Annotated in this window: 11 protein-coding genes; 10 read left to right on the top strand and 1 reads right to left on the bottom strand. The window is 66.4% G+C overall.

What is annotated here, in order from left to right; all coding sequences use genetic code 11:
- Positions 1 to 362: 362 nt before the first annotated feature.
- Positions 363 to 1034: an endonuclease III gene (gene nth, locus ACLJEU_RS03840; protein ID WP_414660891.1), complete on the bottom strand. Its 672-nt coding sequence runs from the start codon at positions 1032 to 1034 to the stop codon at positions 363 to 365.
- Positions 1035 to 1184: 150 nt separating this feature from the next.
- On the opposite strand from nth, the gene ACLJEU_RS03835 reads away from it, so the two are divergent.
- The 10 genes from ACLJEU_RS03835 (at position 1185) to ACLJEU_RS03790 (ending at position 16536) form a co-directional block, all read left to right on the top strand.
- Complete coding sequence (locus ACLJEU_RS03835; protein WP_414660892.1) at positions 1185 to 3062, top strand: family 16 glycoside hydrolase; 1878 nt, start codon at positions 1185 to 1187, stop codon at positions 3060 to 3062.
- 11 nt (positions 3063 to 3073) lie between these two features.
- Positions 3074 to 5095, top strand: a complete 2022-nt coding sequence (locus ACLJEU_RS03830) for a plastocyanin/azurin family copper-binding protein (RefSeq protein WP_414660893.1) — start codon at positions 3074 to 3076, stop codon at positions 5093 to 5095.
- Between the two features lie 298 nt (positions 5096 to 5393).
- Positions 5394 to 5624, top strand: a complete 231-nt coding sequence (locus tag ACLJEU_RS03825; RefSeq protein WP_414660894.1) for a DUF1653 domain-containing protein — start codon at positions 5394 to 5396, stop codon at positions 5622 to 5624.
- A gap of 128 nt (positions 5625 to 5752) precedes the next feature.
- On the top strand, positions 5753 to 6916 hold the full coding sequence (locus ACLJEU_RS03820) for a glycerate kinase (protein ID WP_414660895.1): 1164 nt from the start codon (positions 5753 to 5755) through the stop codon (positions 6914 to 6916).
- A 59-nt stretch (positions 6917 to 6975) separates the two neighbouring features.
- A complete protein-coding gene (locus tag ACLJEU_RS03815) occupies positions 6976 to 8328 on the top strand; it encodes a DUF1343 domain-containing protein (protein WP_457795339.1) in 1353 nt (450 codons plus the stop codon).
- A gap of 387 nt (positions 8329 to 8715) precedes the next feature.
- Complete coding sequence (locus ACLJEU_RS03810) at positions 8716 to 9765, top strand: LacI family DNA-binding transcriptional regulator (RefSeq protein WP_414660897.1); 1050 nt, start codon at positions 8716 to 8718, stop codon at positions 9763 to 9765.
- Positions 9766 to 9948: 183 nt separating this feature from the next.
- Positions 9949 to 11706: a sodium:solute symporter family transporter gene (locus tag ACLJEU_RS03805; protein WP_414660898.1), complete on the top strand. Its 1758-nt coding sequence runs from the start codon at positions 9949 to 9951 to the stop codon at positions 11704 to 11706.
- A complete protein-coding gene (locus ACLJEU_RS03800; protein WP_414660899.1) occupies positions 11703 to 14117 on the top strand; it encodes a TonB-dependent siderophore receptor in 2415 nt (804 codons plus the stop codon). The genes ACLJEU_RS03805 and ACLJEU_RS03800 overlap by 4 nt, the downstream gene beginning before the upstream one ends.
- Before the next feature lie 199 nt (positions 14118 to 14316).
- Positions 14317 to 15465, top strand: coding sequence for a class I mannose-6-phosphate isomerase (locus ACLJEU_RS03795; RefSeq protein ID WP_414660900.1), 1149 nt, complete (start codon positions 14317 to 14319; stop codon positions 15463 to 15465).
- Positions 15466 to 15525: 60 nt separating this feature from the next.
- Positions 15526 to 16536, top strand: coding sequence for a hydroxyacid dehydrogenase (locus ACLJEU_RS03790; protein ID WP_414660901.1), 1011 nt, complete (start codon positions 15526 to 15528; stop codon positions 16534 to 16536).
- Positions 16537 to 16542 lie beyond the last annotated feature (6 nt).

Raw genomic sequence — 16542 nt, 5'->3', positions numbered from 1 at the left:
ATGATGCGTCGGCTCGGCGACGAGTGGGAATGCGGTCGAAAAACGGAAACCGGCGTGGAAGGCGCAGCCTGCAAGGCAACCCGCGGCGTCCGATCCGGGCGAGGTGGGAACGTCTTAGAAACGCCGCATCGCGGCGTTCAACTCAACGGTAAAAGCTCGAAAAATTCGCTTTACGTCCGCGTTACCCGTTCTGCGACCGCGCCCCATGCCGCGGTGGGAGCAAACTGGATGGAGGTCGGCGGATGTTTCCCGGGAGCGCGCGTTCGGATTCCTTGACCGGGAGCGCAGGCGTCCCGCTTGCAGGGTCGATCGCGATCGATGCAGACGGGACGCCTGCGCTCACGGGTACCAATCCACTCCGTTCACTTGCGTGTCGCCACGGGACGCTTCCGCTCGGGAAACAGCGTCCGGCAGATCTCGCATTTCGTCCCGTCGCAGCCATGCGCGGAGCAATGCTCGCGTCCATAGTAGATGATCCGCAGATGCAGCGGATTCCAGTGTTCGCGCGGAAAGAGTTTTTTCAGATCCGTTTCCGTCTGCTCGACGCTCCGACCGCTGGTGAGCTTCCAACGCTGGGCCAGCCGATGAATGTGCGTGTCGACCGGAAACGCCGGAAACCCGAACGCCTGCGCCATCACCACGCTGGCGGTCTTGTGCCCGACGCCCGGCAATTCTTCCAAGGCCTCGAAGGTGCGCGGCACCTGCCCGCCATGTTGCTCGATCAGAATCCGCGAGAGACCGGCGATCGCCTCGGCCTTGCGCGGCGCCAGTCCGCACGGACGCACGATGGCGTCGATTTCCGCCACGGACAATTTCGCCATTTTCTCCGGCGTGTTCGCGAGCGCGAAGAGGCGCGGTGTGGTCAGGTTGACGCGTTTGTCCGTGCACTGCGCCGACAGCAACACCGCCACGAGCAGCGTGAACGCGTTGGTATGATCGAGCGGAATGCCGGGGTTCGGATACAGCTCCGCCAGCCGGCGATCGATGTACGCTGCGCGATCGGCGCGGGTCGGAGGAGGAGTCGAGGCGGACACGCGTGATGACATCGAACGCCCGCCGTCAAAGTGCAAGCCGACGAGCCGGCAACGCGTTCAGCTGCGGAATCGAGCCGCGCGCTCAAGCCGTCAGCGTCCGCCATATTCCGTTTGCCGTCGGCCCGGGCTCCCTCGAACCTCCCCGCTCCCATGCCCCTGTCTCCCCGACTCTGGTACGCCCTGCTCGCGTCCGTCCCCGCCCTGCTGGTCCACGCTCAGACCGCGTTGCCCCTCGATCCGGTGAAGCTCGACACCCTCGCCGCGTTCCGGCCGGTGACGGCCAACTGGAAACTCGCCGCCGATGTCGCCGGCGATCCGCGGCGCGACAAGGTGCTGGCGACGACCGACGGCACGGGCGTGCTCGTCTGCAATCCCGGCAAGGAACCGCCGACCCGCGGCCATCTCTTCACCGCCTGGGAACACGGCGACCTTGAGCTCGAACTCGATTTCCTGCTCACGCCCGGCTCGAACTCCGGCGTGTATCTGCAGGGTCGTTACGAGGTGCAGCTGTTCGACAGCTGGGGCAAACGCGACGTCACGCCTGGCGACAACGGCGGGATCTACGAGCGCTGGGACGCCGCACGCGGCAAGGGCAAGGAAGGCTACGAAGGCCACGCCCCGCGCGTGAACGCCAGTCGGGCGCCGGGACTCTGGCAGCATGTGCGCATCGAATTCGAGGCACCGCGCTTCGACGCCGCCGGCAAGAAGACGAAGAACGCCCGCTTTGTCCGCGTGGTGCTGAACGGCTTCACGATTCACGAGAACGTCGAGGTCAAGGGCCCCACCCGCAGCGCCGCGTACGAGGACGAAAAGCCGCTCGGCCCGATCATGATCCAGGGCGACCACGGGGCCGTCGCGCTCCGCGACCTGCGCGTCAAACGCTTCGATGCCGGCGTGACCGTGGCCACCGAAAATCTGCGTTACAAACTCTACACGGGCGACCTCAAGGGACTCGGCACCTACGACGCGCAGAAGCCCGCGAGCGAAGGCGTCCCGGCGCGCTTCTCGATCAACGCCGTCGAAAAGACCGGCCGATTCGCGCTCGTGTTCACCGGCTCGATCGTCGCGCCGCGCGCCGGCGCCTATCGCTTCGCCCTTGAGACCGGCAGTCCCGCGCGACTGCTGATCGATGGACGTCCCGTGGCCATTCCGGTCGATCGCGGCGCCCAACCGGGCGTGGTCACGCTCACCGCCGGGAAACACGACTTCCGCCTCGATCTGCTGCACCAGGCCAACAACCGGCCGTCGCTGGAACTTACCGCTGAAGGTCCGGGCATCGCCCCGCACGCGCTCACCGTGCGCGACGCCCCGATGGGCGGTCGCGGACCGCGCGGAGCGGCGGCCGCGGGACGCCAGCTGCTCGTCGAACCGAAGGACCGCACGCTGCTGCAGCGCGGCTTCGTGCCGTTCGAGCCGCGCAAGCGACTCTACGCGGCGTCGGTCGGCACCCCGGCCGGCGTGCACTTCGCGTACGACTTCGAGACAGGCACGGTGCTGCGCGCCTGGCGTGGCTCCTTTGTGGATACGTTCCAGATGTGGGACGGCCGCGGCAACGATCAGACCGCGAAGCCCGCGGGCCCGGCGATCACGTTTCACGGCAAGCCGACGATCGCGTTGATCGAATACGCCGCCAACGGCGACTGGCCGGATCAACCGGACGCGCTGTGGTCATCGCAGGGCTACGAGCTCGAAGCGGACGGCACGCCGGTGTTTCTCAGCCGGCTCGCGGATATTGCCGTGCGCGATCGCATCGCACCGATCGACGGCCGCAGCTTGAAACGCACGCTCCAGCTCAAGGGCAGTCTGCCGTCGTGGTCGACGTGGGTGCTGCTTGCCGAGGCTGAAACCATCACGCCCCAGCCCGATGGCAGCGGCTGGATTATCGGCGCCCGCGAGTGGTTCCTCGACTGGCCCAAGGACGCCGCGCAACGCCCGATTGTACGGAGCGTCAATGGCCGCCAGCAGCTCGCGGTTCCGCTCACCGGCGGATCGCTCGAGAAACCGATCAGCTACTCCATCGTTTGGTAACCGCCGCCCCCATGAGCCGCCTGCTTCTTTCCGCCCTCGTCCTCACCGCCGCCGCCTCCGCTGCCGAGGCCCCGGTGCGGGTCAACAATCCCTCCTCCGCCGAGCGCTTCGCGAAGCCCTCGGACGCACTCGTCGAACGCGAGGACACGTTTTGGAAACGCACGCCGCTGCGGGTGCCCGACGACATCGTGCTTGAGACCAGTGGCATCGTGGCCGTTCCGGGCAAACGCCTGCTCGTCACCACCCGCCGCGGCGAAATCTGGTGGATCGACGGCGCCTACGACGCGGACCCGAAACCGAAATTCACGCTCTTCGCGTCCGGCCTCCACGAACCGCTCGGCATCATCGCCGCGCCGAAAGGCGGCTACTACGTCGCGCAGCGGCAGGAAATCACGCGTCTCGAAGACACCGACGGCGACGGCCGCGCCGATCGCTTTGAAACGGTCGCCAAGCTGCCGATTTCCGGCAGCTATCACGAGTACGCCTTCGGTCCCGTTCTCGCGCCCAACGGCAATCTGCGCGTCACGCTCAACGTCGCCTTCGGTGGCGCCACGCAGGCGCCCGCACCGTGGCGCGGCTGGATGTTGGAGGTCACGCCCGACGGACAAATCATCCCGGTGGCCGCCGGACTGCGTTCGCCCTGCGGCGTGATGGTGACGTCGAAGGGCGAGTGGTTCTTCTCGGAAAATCAGGGCGAGTGGATCGGCTCCGGTCGCATCACCCACGTGACGCCCGGCGATTTCACCGGCCATCCCGCGGGGCTCGCGTGGAGCCGCCAGCCGGGCTCGACGGTCAAGTTGCGGCCGGACGACATCAAGGATTTCGAGGAGCCGATGGCTGACGTCGCGAAACGCGTCCCCGGCCTCAAACCGCCGGCAGTCTGGCTGCCGCACACCGTGCTGGGCATTTCGAATGCCGGCATGCTCGAGGATCTCACCGGCGGAAAATTCGGCCCGTTTGCGAATCAGCTCTTCGTCGCCGATCAAGGTCAGAGCAAGGTCGTGCGCGTGGCGCTCGAGCAGGTCAAAGGGGTGTGGCAGGGCGTGGCGATTCCGTTTCGCGAAGGGTTCGAGTGCGGCATCATCCGCATCTCGCACGGCGAGGACGGCGTGATGTTCGCCGGCGAGTCGGCGCGCGGCTGGGGTTCGGTCGGCGCAAAGCAGTTCGGCCTCGAACGCCTGGCCTGGACCGGACGCACTCCCCTGGAGATCAAGACGGTGCAGGCGCAGCCCGACGGCTTCACGCTCACGTTCACCAAGCCCGTCGACCGCGCCGTCGCGGAAAAACCCGAGACGTATTCGGTCGCCGGATTCACCTATCTCTACCACAAGGCCTACGGCAGCGCGCCCGTCAATCGGTTGGCCTGTCCCGTGCGCAAGGTGGTCGTTGCCGCCGACGGCCTGAGCGCGCGCCTCGCGCTCTCGTGTCTGCGCGAAGGCTACATTCACGAGATCAAGGCCGCGGGCCTGCGCGCCGCCGACGGCAACGAAGCGATCCTGCATCCGACCGCCTACTACACGATGAATCGCATTCCCGACGGCGCGCGGATCATCCCGCCCGACCCGAAGGAAGTGGAGCTCTGTGCGCCAACCGCGGCCCCCGCCGCGGTCGCCAACACCAAGAAGCATCCGATCAAGGTGCCGTCCGATTGGGCGGGCGACGAGGGCGACAAGACCATCCTGCTCGGCACGCAGCCCGGACTCCAATTCGACACGACGCTCCTCACCGCGAAGGCGGGCTCGCGACTGCGCCTGGTGTTTCGCAATGCCGACGACATGCTGCACAACTTCGTCCTCTGCGCGCCGGGCCGCGGCCAGACCGTCGGCGCCGCCGCCATGGCGCTCGGTCTCGATGGCGCCGCGAAGAGTTATGTGCCGGACAGCGACGACGTGCTTTACCACACGTCGCTCGTTCAACCCGGCACCAGCGACACGATCTTCATCAACGTCCCGTCGGCGCCCGGCGACTACGACTTCGTCTGCACCTTCCCCGGCCACTCCGTATTGATGAAGGGCATACTGCGCGTGGAGTGAAGGCCGCGGGCCGCGCGCAGCGCGCGGCCGCTGAGAGTTGAGGGGTGAGAGTTGAGAGAAAACCGGGATGCTTTCAGGAACTCTGACCGTAGTGGCGTGGTGGTAGATGATTCTTCGGCGGTAGGGCGCGTTTTCACCAGCGGGCCGCCTCACGCAATTCGTCACGATCAGCGCGGCGGCTTGGGGACAAGCCGCCCTACCCTGCCACCTGCCGCTGGCCCGAAAGGCGATTCTGTCCTCGGCTCTCAACCCTCAACTCTCAGCTCTCAACTCTCAACTCTCCCCCTCTCCCTCCCCCATGAACCCACTTCCCCTCGAGCCGCGTCCCGGCCGCTACCGTCACTACAAGGGCCGCGAGTACCGGGTGCTTCACCTCGCGCGACACTCCGAGACGCTCGAACCGCTGGTGGTCTACCAAGCCTTGTACGGTGAAAACGGCATCTGGGTTCGGCCTGCAGGAATGTTCACTGAAACCGTGATCGTGGACGGCGTCAGCGTGCCGCGCTTTGCCTTCATCGCGGCCGAGTAGTTCCCGCACTGGCAATTCGCGTCAGACAGCGATGAGCAGTGTCGCTGCCACGCAGTCGCAACCAAGGGAGTTCGGAGCCCCCCCTTTTCGCCTTTTCCCGCCGCCATCCCACACCCACCGTCACCGCCATGCGCGTCCTGCTCGCCTTCGACAAGTTCAAGGACTCCCTGACTGCCCGCGAAGCGTGCACCACCGCGGCCACCGCGCTCGGCGAACGTCACGGTGACTGGACGATCGACGCCTGCCCGCTCTCCGACGGCGGCGAAGGCTTCAGCGAAATCCTCACCGCGGCCGTCGGCGGTCAGATTGTTCCCACCAGCGTCACCGGCCCGCGCCTCCGCCCCGCCGCCTCCGCCATCGGCGTCGTTGCCCTCGCTCGCATTCCCCGCGCCGCGCACGCGTTTCTGCCGCCGCTCGCGTTTACCGACGGATCCTCGCCCACCGTCGCCGTGATCGACATGGCTTCCGCCTCCGGTCTCGCCCTGCTCGCCGATGCGGAACGCGATCCCTGGGCGACCACCACCGTCGGCACCGGTGAACTGATTCGCCACGCGGCCCGTCAGGGAGTCAGTGCGATTCTGCTGGGCGTCGGTGGCAGCGCGACCCACGACCTCGGCCTCGGCGCGCTCGCGGCGCTCGGGATCAGTTTCCACGCGTCCGGCGTCGGCCCCGTTTTCCCGCCCGTGCCGGCGCGCTGGAACGAGATCAATCGCATCGAAGGTCGCATCGCGCCCGCCCTGCCACCGATCCGCATCGCCTGCGACGTCAGCAATCCGTTGCTCGGCCCGCGCGGCGCCGCCGCCACGTACGGTCCGCAAAAAGGCCTGCGCCCCGCCGACCTGCCGCGGCTCGATGGCGAAAGCGGACGCCTGGCGCAGATGCTGTGTGCGCATTGTGGACAACCCGATTCGTTGATGGTGGTTCCCGGCGCCGGCGCGGCCGGCGGAATTTCATTCGGACTGATGACGGCCGCCGACGCGCAGCTGATCCCGGGGTTCGACCTGGTGTCAGCCTGGCTCGATCTCGAAGCCCGACTCGCTGCGGCGGACCTCGTGATCACGGGTGAAGGCCGGTTCGACGACAGTTCGCTCGACGGCAAAGGCCCGGGCGCGGTCGCAGCGCGGGCGCTCGCGCTCGGCAAGAAGGTCCACGTCTTCGCCGGCCGCGCCACGGCCACGCGACCGCCGGCCAATCTCGCCGTCCATTCGATCACGCCAGAGGGCGTACCGCTCGATCAAGCGTTGCGCGACGCCGCACTCTACCTCGCCCGGTCCGTGCACGCGGCGTTTTGAACGCGCCACGCTCGCGAAACAGCTCGACCGGTTCGCCGGCGGCCGGCATGTCTCGCGCGATGCCCGGCGCCCTGCGCATTTCCCTGCTGTCTCCCCTGCTGTCCGCGCTCGCGCTGCTGGGCGGATTATTCGGATGCAGTGCGAGTCCGCCGCAGAAAACGCCCACGGTTGCAGTCGCGGCACCGCCTGAGTCGCCCGTCGCGGCACCAGTGGTGAAGCCCGCGCCCGTGTTTCCCGTGATGCTCGGCATCGACGTGCTCGAGGCCGATGGCTTCAGTGTCGTCAGCGGGAAACGGATCGGCCTGCTGACGCATCCCGCGGGCGTGAACCGTCAGGGCGTGAGCACGGTCGACGTCCTGCGCCGCGCCACCAACACCAAACTCGTCGCGCTGTTCGCGCCCGAGCACGGCCTTTATGGCGACGAGAAAGCCAGCACCAACATTCCGGATACGATCGATCGGCGCACTGGACTGCCGGTGTATTCGCTCCACGGCAAGAATCGGAAGCCGACGAAGGAACAGCTGAAGACGCTGGATGCGCTCGTCATCGATCTGCAGGACATCGGCGTGCGCTCGTACACGTTCAACGTCGCGATGCGCTACGCGATGGACGCGTGCTTCACCCACGGCGTCGAGGTCATCGTGCTCGACCGGCCCAATCCCCTCGGCGGACTCAAGGTCGACGGCCCGTTGCTCGACGCCAATCTCATGAGCGGCGTCGGCGCGTTCCGCGTGCCGTACGTACACGGCCTCACGATCGGCGAACTCGCGCGCATGGCCGCGACCGCGCCGCGCGTGCTCGATGTCCCCGAGGAAGTCCGCGCCAAGGGCCGGCTGACCGTGGTGCAGATGCGCGGCTGGCGCCGGGACATGCGCTGGTCGGAGACCGGCCTCACGTTCGTGCCGACGTCGCAACTGGTGCCGGATTTCGCCGCCGTGATCGGCTACGCGATGGTCGGACTGGGATGCGAGGGCAACCGGTTCTCCCACGGCCTCGGCCCCTCGTATCCGTATCGCGGGATCGCGTATCCGGGAAAAAACGCCGACCAACTGCAGAAGGATCTCATGGCGCTGCGCCTGCCGGGACTGCGTTTTTCCAAGGTCGCCGTCACGGACCGCAAGGGCCAGCCGACCACCGGCGTGTTTGTCGAGGTCAGCGACTGGACGGATTGGAATCCGACCGAGCTCAGCTTCCACCTGATGCGGCTGGCGTGCCGGTACGAGGCGCAGAACCCGTTTGCGAAGCTCACCGACGCCCAGCAGCGATCGTTCAACATCCACGTCGGCTCGGCGGCGTGGGGCAGCGCGCTCCGCACCGAGGGCGCGCGCATCGACGTCGACGCCTGGCTCCGCCGCTGGCGCGAACAGGCGAAGATTTATCAAAACGAGACGAAGCGGTATTGGCTGTACTGAAAACCGGAAACCGGAGTCCGGAAACCGGATACGTGGCGGAAATTGCGGGTTTTAGATTGCGGAATGCGGATTTTTCGGAACGTCGCGACTCGGTTTCCGGTTTCCGGTTTCCGGTTTCCGGTTTCCGGTTTCCGGTTTCCGGTTTCCGGTTTCCGGTTTCCGGTTTCCGGTTTCCGGTTTCCGGTTTCCGGTTTCCGGTTTCCGGTTTCCGGTTTCCGGTTTCCGGTTTCCGGTTTCCGGTTTCCGGTTTCCGGTTTCCGGTTTCCGGTTTCCGGTTTCCGGTTTCCGGTTTCCGGTTTCCGGCGAATCCGAGATTCGCAATCCGAAATCCGAAATCTCCACCGAACCCCCTTGCCCCCCCGTGCCACCCGTCGCCATTCTTTTCCGGTGCCCCGGCCCCCCAAGAAAGTTTCGCAGACCCAACTGGCGCGCGATCTCGGCATCTCGCAGGCACTGGTCTCGCTGGTGTTGAACGGCCGCCGGCAGGGCATCAATGCCGAGACCTACGATCGCATCTGGGCGCACGCGGTGAAACGCGGCTATCATCCGAAGGGCATGCGCCTCGCCTCCTCGCCCGCGGCCCAGGCCCGGCAGGTGGGCATCATCCTGCGCGCGCCGCTGCGGTTGAACACGCCGACAATGTACTTCGGCCACGTGCAGCACGGGTTGCACACCGGCATCGAGGCCCGCGAGTACACGACCGTGTTTCTCGGCGCCGAAGACCAGCTCGACCCGGAGAAACTTCGCCGCATCTTCGCCCCGGGCCACGGCTTCCAGGGCATCGTCCTCGTCGGTGAAGTCACCCGCGGCTTCCTCGACCAGCTGCGCCGTTTCGGCCTGCGCATCGTCGCAGTCTCGGCTCGTTACCCCGGCCTCTGCCACTCCGTGCTCGGCAACGAACCGCAGGCGCTCGAGTCGCTCGTCGAATATCTCCACGCTCAGGGCCACCGGCGCTTCGGCTGGCTCGGCGGCAATGTCGGTCTCGGCCGCCACGAGGCCCGGCTCCAGGCGTTCGCCGCCGCGCTCGAACGCGTGGGCGCGTCCCTGGATCGTCGCTACACGGTGAAACTCAAAGAGGGCGATCGCATCGACGGGGCCGACGCCGTGCGCTCGCTGCTGCCGCTGGCCCGCCGCAAGGACTTCCCCACCGCCTTCGTCACCTACAACACCCTCATGGCCGCCGGCGCCGTCCGCGAACTGGGCCGCGAAGGCTGGCTGGTGCCCGGCGATGTGAGTGTAGCCAGCGCCGACGTCTCGCCCGTCGCGACCGACAGCACGCCCCGCATCACCGCCGCCGGATCCAATCCCGAAAAACTCGGCGAAGCCGCCGCCCGCCTGGTGCTCGAAAGCCCCGCCGCGCACAGCGATGGCTTCACCGATCTGATGCTCCCCGCCCAGCTGTTCATCGGCGACACCACCGGTCCGGCGAAAGGGTGAATTCAGCCGGAGCAGGAAACCAGGAAGCCATGAAAGAGCCCCGACTCGATTCATGTCGGAGCTTTCGAGGGACCGAATCCCGGATTCCGGACTTCCTGCTCCACCGGCCTTCTACACCTGAATCCTCTTGTCTGATCATAATTATTAAACCGGACTGACGGCGCCACTCGCCCCGCCCCAGCAATGACCGTCTACGACTACGCCGTCCTGGTTTTCTATTTCGTCTACATGCTGGCGATCAGCTGGGTGTTTCGGAAGTTCGTGACGAATGTCAGCGACTACTTCCGGGGCGGCGGCAAGGCGGTCTGGTGGATGGTGGGCGGCTCGGCGTTCATGGCGGCGTTCAGCGCGTGGACGTTCACCGGCGCGGCGAGCAAGGCGTACACCGACGGCTGGCCGATCATGGCCATCTACGTGGCCAACGCCGTGGGCTTCGTGCTCAACGCCGTCTACTTCGCGCCGCGTTTCCGGCAGCTGCGCGTCATCACATCGGTCGAAGCCATCCGCGAACGTTTCGGTCGCGTCAGCGAACAGGTCATGATGTGGCTGCAGATCCCGCTCAGCACGCTGCAGGCCGCGATTCATCTCAACGCCCTCGGCGTGTTCTTCGCGGCGGTCTTCGGCCTCGATCTCACCTGGACAATTGTGGTCACGGGCGTGGTCGTGCTCGTGATGGCGCTCGTGGGCGGCAGCTGGGCAGTGCTGGCCGGCGACTTCATCCAGGTGCTGATTCTGATGCCCGTCTGCCTGGCCGTCACCGTATTGGCAATCCTGCGACTGGGCGGCTGGGACGGCTTCGTCGCGGGCTTGCCGCCGTCGTATATGAATCTCGGCCAAATCTTCACCACCGACTTCCTCGGCCTCTGGTGCGTGGCGATGCTGCTCAAGCAAATCACGAGCACCAACAACCTGTTCGAAGCCGGCCGCTATCTCGCGGTAAAGGACGGCCGGCACGCCCGCTGGGCCGGCTATCTGGGCGCGGTGCTGTTCATCATCGGCATCGTGATCTGGTTCCTGCCGCCGATGGCCGCCAAGGCGCTCGGCCTGGATCTCGGCGCGATGTTTCCCGGACTCGGCAAGAGCGTGTCCGAAGCGTCGTTCATCGCGATTTCCCAGGTGGTGATGCCGGTCGGCATGCTCGGTCTCCTCGTCAGCGGGATCTTTGCCGCGACGATGTCCGGCATGGATTCAGGCCTGAACAAGAACGCCGGCATCTTCATCAAGAATTTCTACCAGCCGCTGCTCCGGCCCAACGCCACCGACGCCCAGATGCTGCGCCTCGGCCAGATCGCCACCGTCGTGCTCGGCATCGTCGTGATCTACATCTCGATCCGGATGGCCGAGTTCAAGGATCTGGGCCTCTTCCTCCTGATGCAGCGGGTGAGCATCCTCGTCGCCGTCCCGATCACGGTCCCGTTGCTGCTCGGCCTGTTGATTCGCAACACCCCGCCGTGGTCGGCGTGGAGCACGGTGCTGGTGGGCTTCTTCGGTTCCTTTTTCGTCAGCAGCTTTTTCACGCCGGAGTGGGGCGCGTCGTTCTTCGGCCACACGCAGCCGCTGACGCCGGCTTCGCGCGAATACTGGATCCAGGGCTTTCAATTCTTCGCCAACGTCGCGCTCGCCTCCGTGTGGTTCGTGGGGACGAAGCTGTTCTGGAACCGCTGCTCGGCCACGTATCGCGCGCAGGTGGACGCGTTCTTTGTCCAGATGAACACGCCGGTCGACTTCGACCGCGAGGAAGGCGCCGGTGCCGCCAACGACAACCGCCAGTCCGCGACCGTCGGCTGGCTCTCCGTCGCGTACGGCGCATTTGTCTGCCTGCTCGCCTTCATTCCCAACACCCTGGTCGGCCGCCTCGCCTTCCTCGGCTGCGGCGGCGTGGTGCTGCTGATCGGCGGCGCGCTCATCCTCACTTCCCGCCGGACTCCCCATCCGTCATGAAGCCCCCACGCACCCTCCGCCCTCACCCGCGCGGGCCGGCGACCGCGGTCACGCTCGCTCACGTCCGGCGCTGCGCCGCGTTTCTGGCCACAACCACGCTGGTCATCGCCCAAACCGCACCCCGCCCGGCAGCCGCACCCGCGGCCGGCGAGGAACCGGTGGCGCTGAAGGAGTTCAACGTCACGGCGCAACCACTGAGTGAATACGCCGCCGCCGAGGCGACGACCGGCACGCGGGTCGTCAGCACGATCCGCGATCTGCCCTTCAACGTGAACGTGGTCACCGGCGAGCTGCTCGACGACTTCCAGGCTCTGGATTTCCGCGACCAGATGGCGTACACGAGCAACGTCACCGGCTACGAAACGCTCTCGAGCGGCTACAGTATCCGCGGTTTCGATGCGGACGTGCAGCTGCGCAACGGGTTTCGCCGCATCGGCCTGATCGACAAGGTCAACATCGAGCGCGCCGAGGTCATCAAGGGGCCTGCCGCCTCCCTCTACGGCGCGGTCTTCCCGGGCGGCATCGTGAACTTCGTCACCCGCAAGCCGCAGACGAAACGGCAGCAGCGCGTGACGTTCACCGTCGGTAATCACGATCTGTATCGCGCGCAGCTCTCGTCCACGGGCCCGCTCGGCGGGAGCCGCTCGCTGTTCTACCGAATCGACGCCGCCGCCGATCAGCGGACGTTCGATCAACACTACAAGGAGAAGAACCAGGCCACCGTCTCGGGCCAGCTGCTTTTCCGGCCGTCGCAGCGCACGAGCGTCAACGTCGAGTTCGAGTGGCTGGAGCGCCGCGAGCGCGGCATCACGTCGAACAGCACGGTCCCCTTCCGGATCCAGCCCGGCGTGCTCGATCCCTACCGCGTCCAGCCCGCGATCGGCACGCCCCGCACGTACAATCGTTACGTCGGCATCGCGACCGAGATCATCGATTTCAATTCGCAAGGGCCGCACACGTACGCGAACCGCTACGTGCGCAATGTCACGGGCACGCTCGAACACCGTTTCACCGATGTGTTCTCGTTCCGCAGCAGCGCCAATTGGTTTGAACGCGGCCTCGTGCGACAGGAAGCCGGCGGTCGCGACCAGTTCAATCCCGTGACGCGGACGATCCAGCGCGGCACGGCGCGCTACCGGCCGTTCCCAGAGGGCGGGGCCACCTGGCAGAACGATCTCGTCGCCTCCTTCGCCACCGCCGGAGTGAAACACAAATTGCTGCTCACCCTCGACGCCCAGCGCCAGACGCAGCAGCCGAAGCAGTACGACGCCGCCGTCAACCAGGCGTTCCCCGCCAGCGTCGCCGCCGGCCTGAGCATCGACACGCCCGACTATCGGTTCGCGGCCTACAAGGACAATCCGGCGCTCTTCACCACGGTTCAAAACGAGGACGACACGATCGACATTCGCGGCGTGTTTCTCAGCGAACGCGCCAGTCTGCTCGACGGCCGGCTGCTCGTGCTCGCCGGGCTGCGGCACGACTCCGCCACCAGCACGACGCGCGATCGCGTCTCCGCGACCACGACGAAAATCGACTCCGCCGCGTGGACGCACCAGCTCGGACTGAACTTCCGGGTGGTGCCGCAGCTCACGGTCTACGCCAACACCAGCAAGTCGTTCGTGCCGCAGTTCGGCTCCGGCCTCGATATCAACGGCGCGCGTTTCAACCTACCCAACGAAAACGGCCGGGGCTGGGAGGCCGGCTTCAAGGGCGAGGTGATCCAAAACCGCCTGACCTTCACGCTCGGTTACTTTGACATCACGCTGAACAACGTCGCCACCACGGTGAACGATCCCGCGACCGGTCGGACGGTCACGCTCACCAACGGCGAGCAGGCGTCGCGCGGCGCAGAGTTTGATTTCAACCTGATCGCGACCGACGCGCTGCAATTCTTCGGTGGATACGGCCACACCAAGGCGCGGGTGGAAAGCTTCGAGGGCGCGCGCCATCTCGTCGGATCACCCACGCGGCGCACGCCCCACAACACCGTGGGTGTTGGCGCCAAGTACGATTTCAAGCACGGCCGACTCAAGGGCGCCTACGCCACGCTGGGTTTTCGTTACAACAGTCCGTCGCTGCCCAATCCCTCGACCGGGAGAAATCTCACCGCGTCCGTCACCAATCCGATCGTGAACAACCCGATGCCGAACGGCCTCCTGCCGTTCCCGAACCTCGCCCGGGGTGCGCTTGTCACCGTCGGCCAGGTGCGCGTCGACGACGGCCGTGAATCGATCCGCAACGCCGCGTACCGTCTCGTCGACGCCGGCGCGGGCTATCGCTGGCGCCGGGAAAAGGCCGCGCACAAAGTGCAGGTGAATCTGAGCAACGTCTTCGATCGCCGGTACACCTACGGCTCGAGCGGCCAGGGCGATCGGTTGGGACTTTCGATGACGTATGATCTCACCTATTAGTGATTCAGCTACCCGCGAATCACGCCCATTGACGCGGATGAGAACAACGAAGCAGTCGACCTCATCCGGCCGTAAGCGTGAACCGAAGCCGTCGGATTTGATTTTACCTCCGCGATTCGTGTCCCTGCGCGTGATTCGCGGGAGTTTCTCTGAGCGGTCCCGACCCAGCCTCACGCGCGCCCGCTTGATTTCCTGATCCATGCCTCCCTCCCATCGCGGCAAACTCATCATCCTTCCGTCCAACCGTGTCTGGCGCACGTATCCAGGCGGCCGTACGCTGGACGAACTCGCGCATGTCACGGCACCGGCCGACAATCATTTCGCGGAGGATTGGATTGCGTCGACGACCCGGGCCTCGAATCCGCCCGAGGCGCCCGCCGCCCCGCCCGGTGCGAATCGGACCGCTCCGCCCGGCCTCTCGCAGGTGCAGGTCGGCCACGATCCGGCGCCGCGTGATTTTGCCGCCCTGCTCGCGAGCGATCCGGAGTATTTCCTCGGTGCGGCCCACGTGAAGAAATACGGCGCGCAGCCGCAGCTGCTCGTGAAGTTTCTCGATAGCGGCACGCGGCTGCACTTCCAGGTGCATCCCACCCGGGAGTTCGCCCGACGCATGCTCGGCGCGCCCAGCGGCAAGACCGAGGCGTATTACGTCCTCGGCACGCGCGGCGCGTTATCGGCCGGCGCGGCGGCGAACGGGGAACCGACAGGTTACATCTATGTGGGCTTTCAACGTCCACCCACGCCCGCCCAGCTGCGCGCCGCGATCGTCGCGCAGGACATCGCTGCGATTGAAGCGTGCTTCGATCCGATTCCTGTTCGGCCCGGCGACACCTTCATCATTCCGGGCGGCACGCCGCACGCGCTCGGCGCCGGCGTGTTCATGGTCGAGATCCAGGAACCGAGCGACCTCGTCGTTCGCTTTGAATTCGAACGCGCCGGCTACGTGCTGCCGGAATCGTCACGCTTCATGAACCGCGACGTCGATTTCGCACTCACGGTGTTCAACCTCGCGCCGCTTTCGCCCGCCGGCCTCGATGCCCGCGTCCGCTGCCATCCGCGTCACCTGCGCGACGTGGGCCCGGGCTCGGTGCAGGACGAACTCATCGGCGCGGACCGCACCGACTGCTTCCGCGTGCTTCGGACGCGTCTGGCAGGGCCGGTGGTTAAGGATGAAACCAGCGGCGTCATCGCCATCGTGACCGCCGGCGCCGTGACTGCGACCGTCGGCGGCGAATCGCATCGGTTTGATACTTATCAGAAGTTCTTTGTGCCGGCCGGCATTGGTCCCGTCTCCCTGACGCCGCACGGGGCCGGCGCTGAAATCCTCGAATGTCTCCCGCCCGCGTAGCCACCGGGCAAGCCCGGCCGGCCACCGTCCACCGTCACTGAGTTTTCCTCTTCTTCCGTCATGTCCCGCGCCTCCTCTTTGCTCGCCGTGCTCACACCCACGGAAGTACGCGAATTCCTGCCCGAGCCGCTGCTCACCCAGTTGCGCGGCCTCGTGCCGGAGTTCCGGCTGATCGATCCGACGGGCATGAGCGAGGCGGCGTTCGGGATCGAGCTGGCCCGCATCAACCCCGACATCGTGCTCGGTTGCTGGAAGACGCCGCCGCTGCCCGAGGCCCTGCCGTCGCGGCTCCGCTACGTCTGCTACATCACGGGCTCGGTGAAAAAAATGATCTCCCGCGCCCACCTCGAGCGCGGTTTGATCGTATCCAACTGGGGCGGCTCGATCAGCCGCACCGTGGCCGAGGCGGCGCTGTTTCACATGCTCGCGTGCCTGCGCAACGCCTCGCACTGGGCGATCGCGATGCACCAACCGGGCACTGCGGCGTGGAAGAACGGCCTGACCGACGCCCGTTCCCTCTTCCGTCGCTCCGTCGGCATCCACGGCTTCGGCCCCGTCGCGCGCGAACTGGTCGGGCTGCTCAAGCCCTGGGGCTGCCCCACCACCGCATTCGCGCCGGATCTCACCGCCGAACTCGCGCACGCGTACGGGGTGGAGCGCGCCGCGTCGCTCGACGCCCTGTTCGCCGAAAACGAAATCATCGTCGAACTCGCCCCGCTGATTCCCGCCACCACCGGACTCATCACGGAACGCCTGCTGCGCCTGATCCGACCCGGCGGAGTCTTCGTCAACGTGGGCCGCGGCGCCGTGGTCGATGAGGCCGCACTGCTGCGGGTCGCGCGCGACGGCCGGATCAGCATCGGGCTCGACGTCTACACGACCGAGCCGCTGCCGGCCGACAGCGGTTTCCGCAGTCTGCCGCGGGTGAGCCTCACGCCGCACACGGCCGGACCGACGATCGATCGTTATCCCGACGCCGGTGCCTTTGCGGTCAAAAATCTGCGGGCCCACGTGGAAGGACGGCCGCTCGAAGCGGTCATCACCCCGGAGATCTACGACCAGTCGTCGTGACCTGAA

The organism is Terrisphaera buseokensis, assembly GCF_047521145.2.
In the GTDB taxonomy this organism is placed as follows: domain Bacteria; phylum Verrucomicrobiota; class Verrucomicrobiia; order Opitutales; family Opitutaceae; genus ER46.
This window is presented reverse-complemented; position numbering and strand designations above follow the sequence as displayed.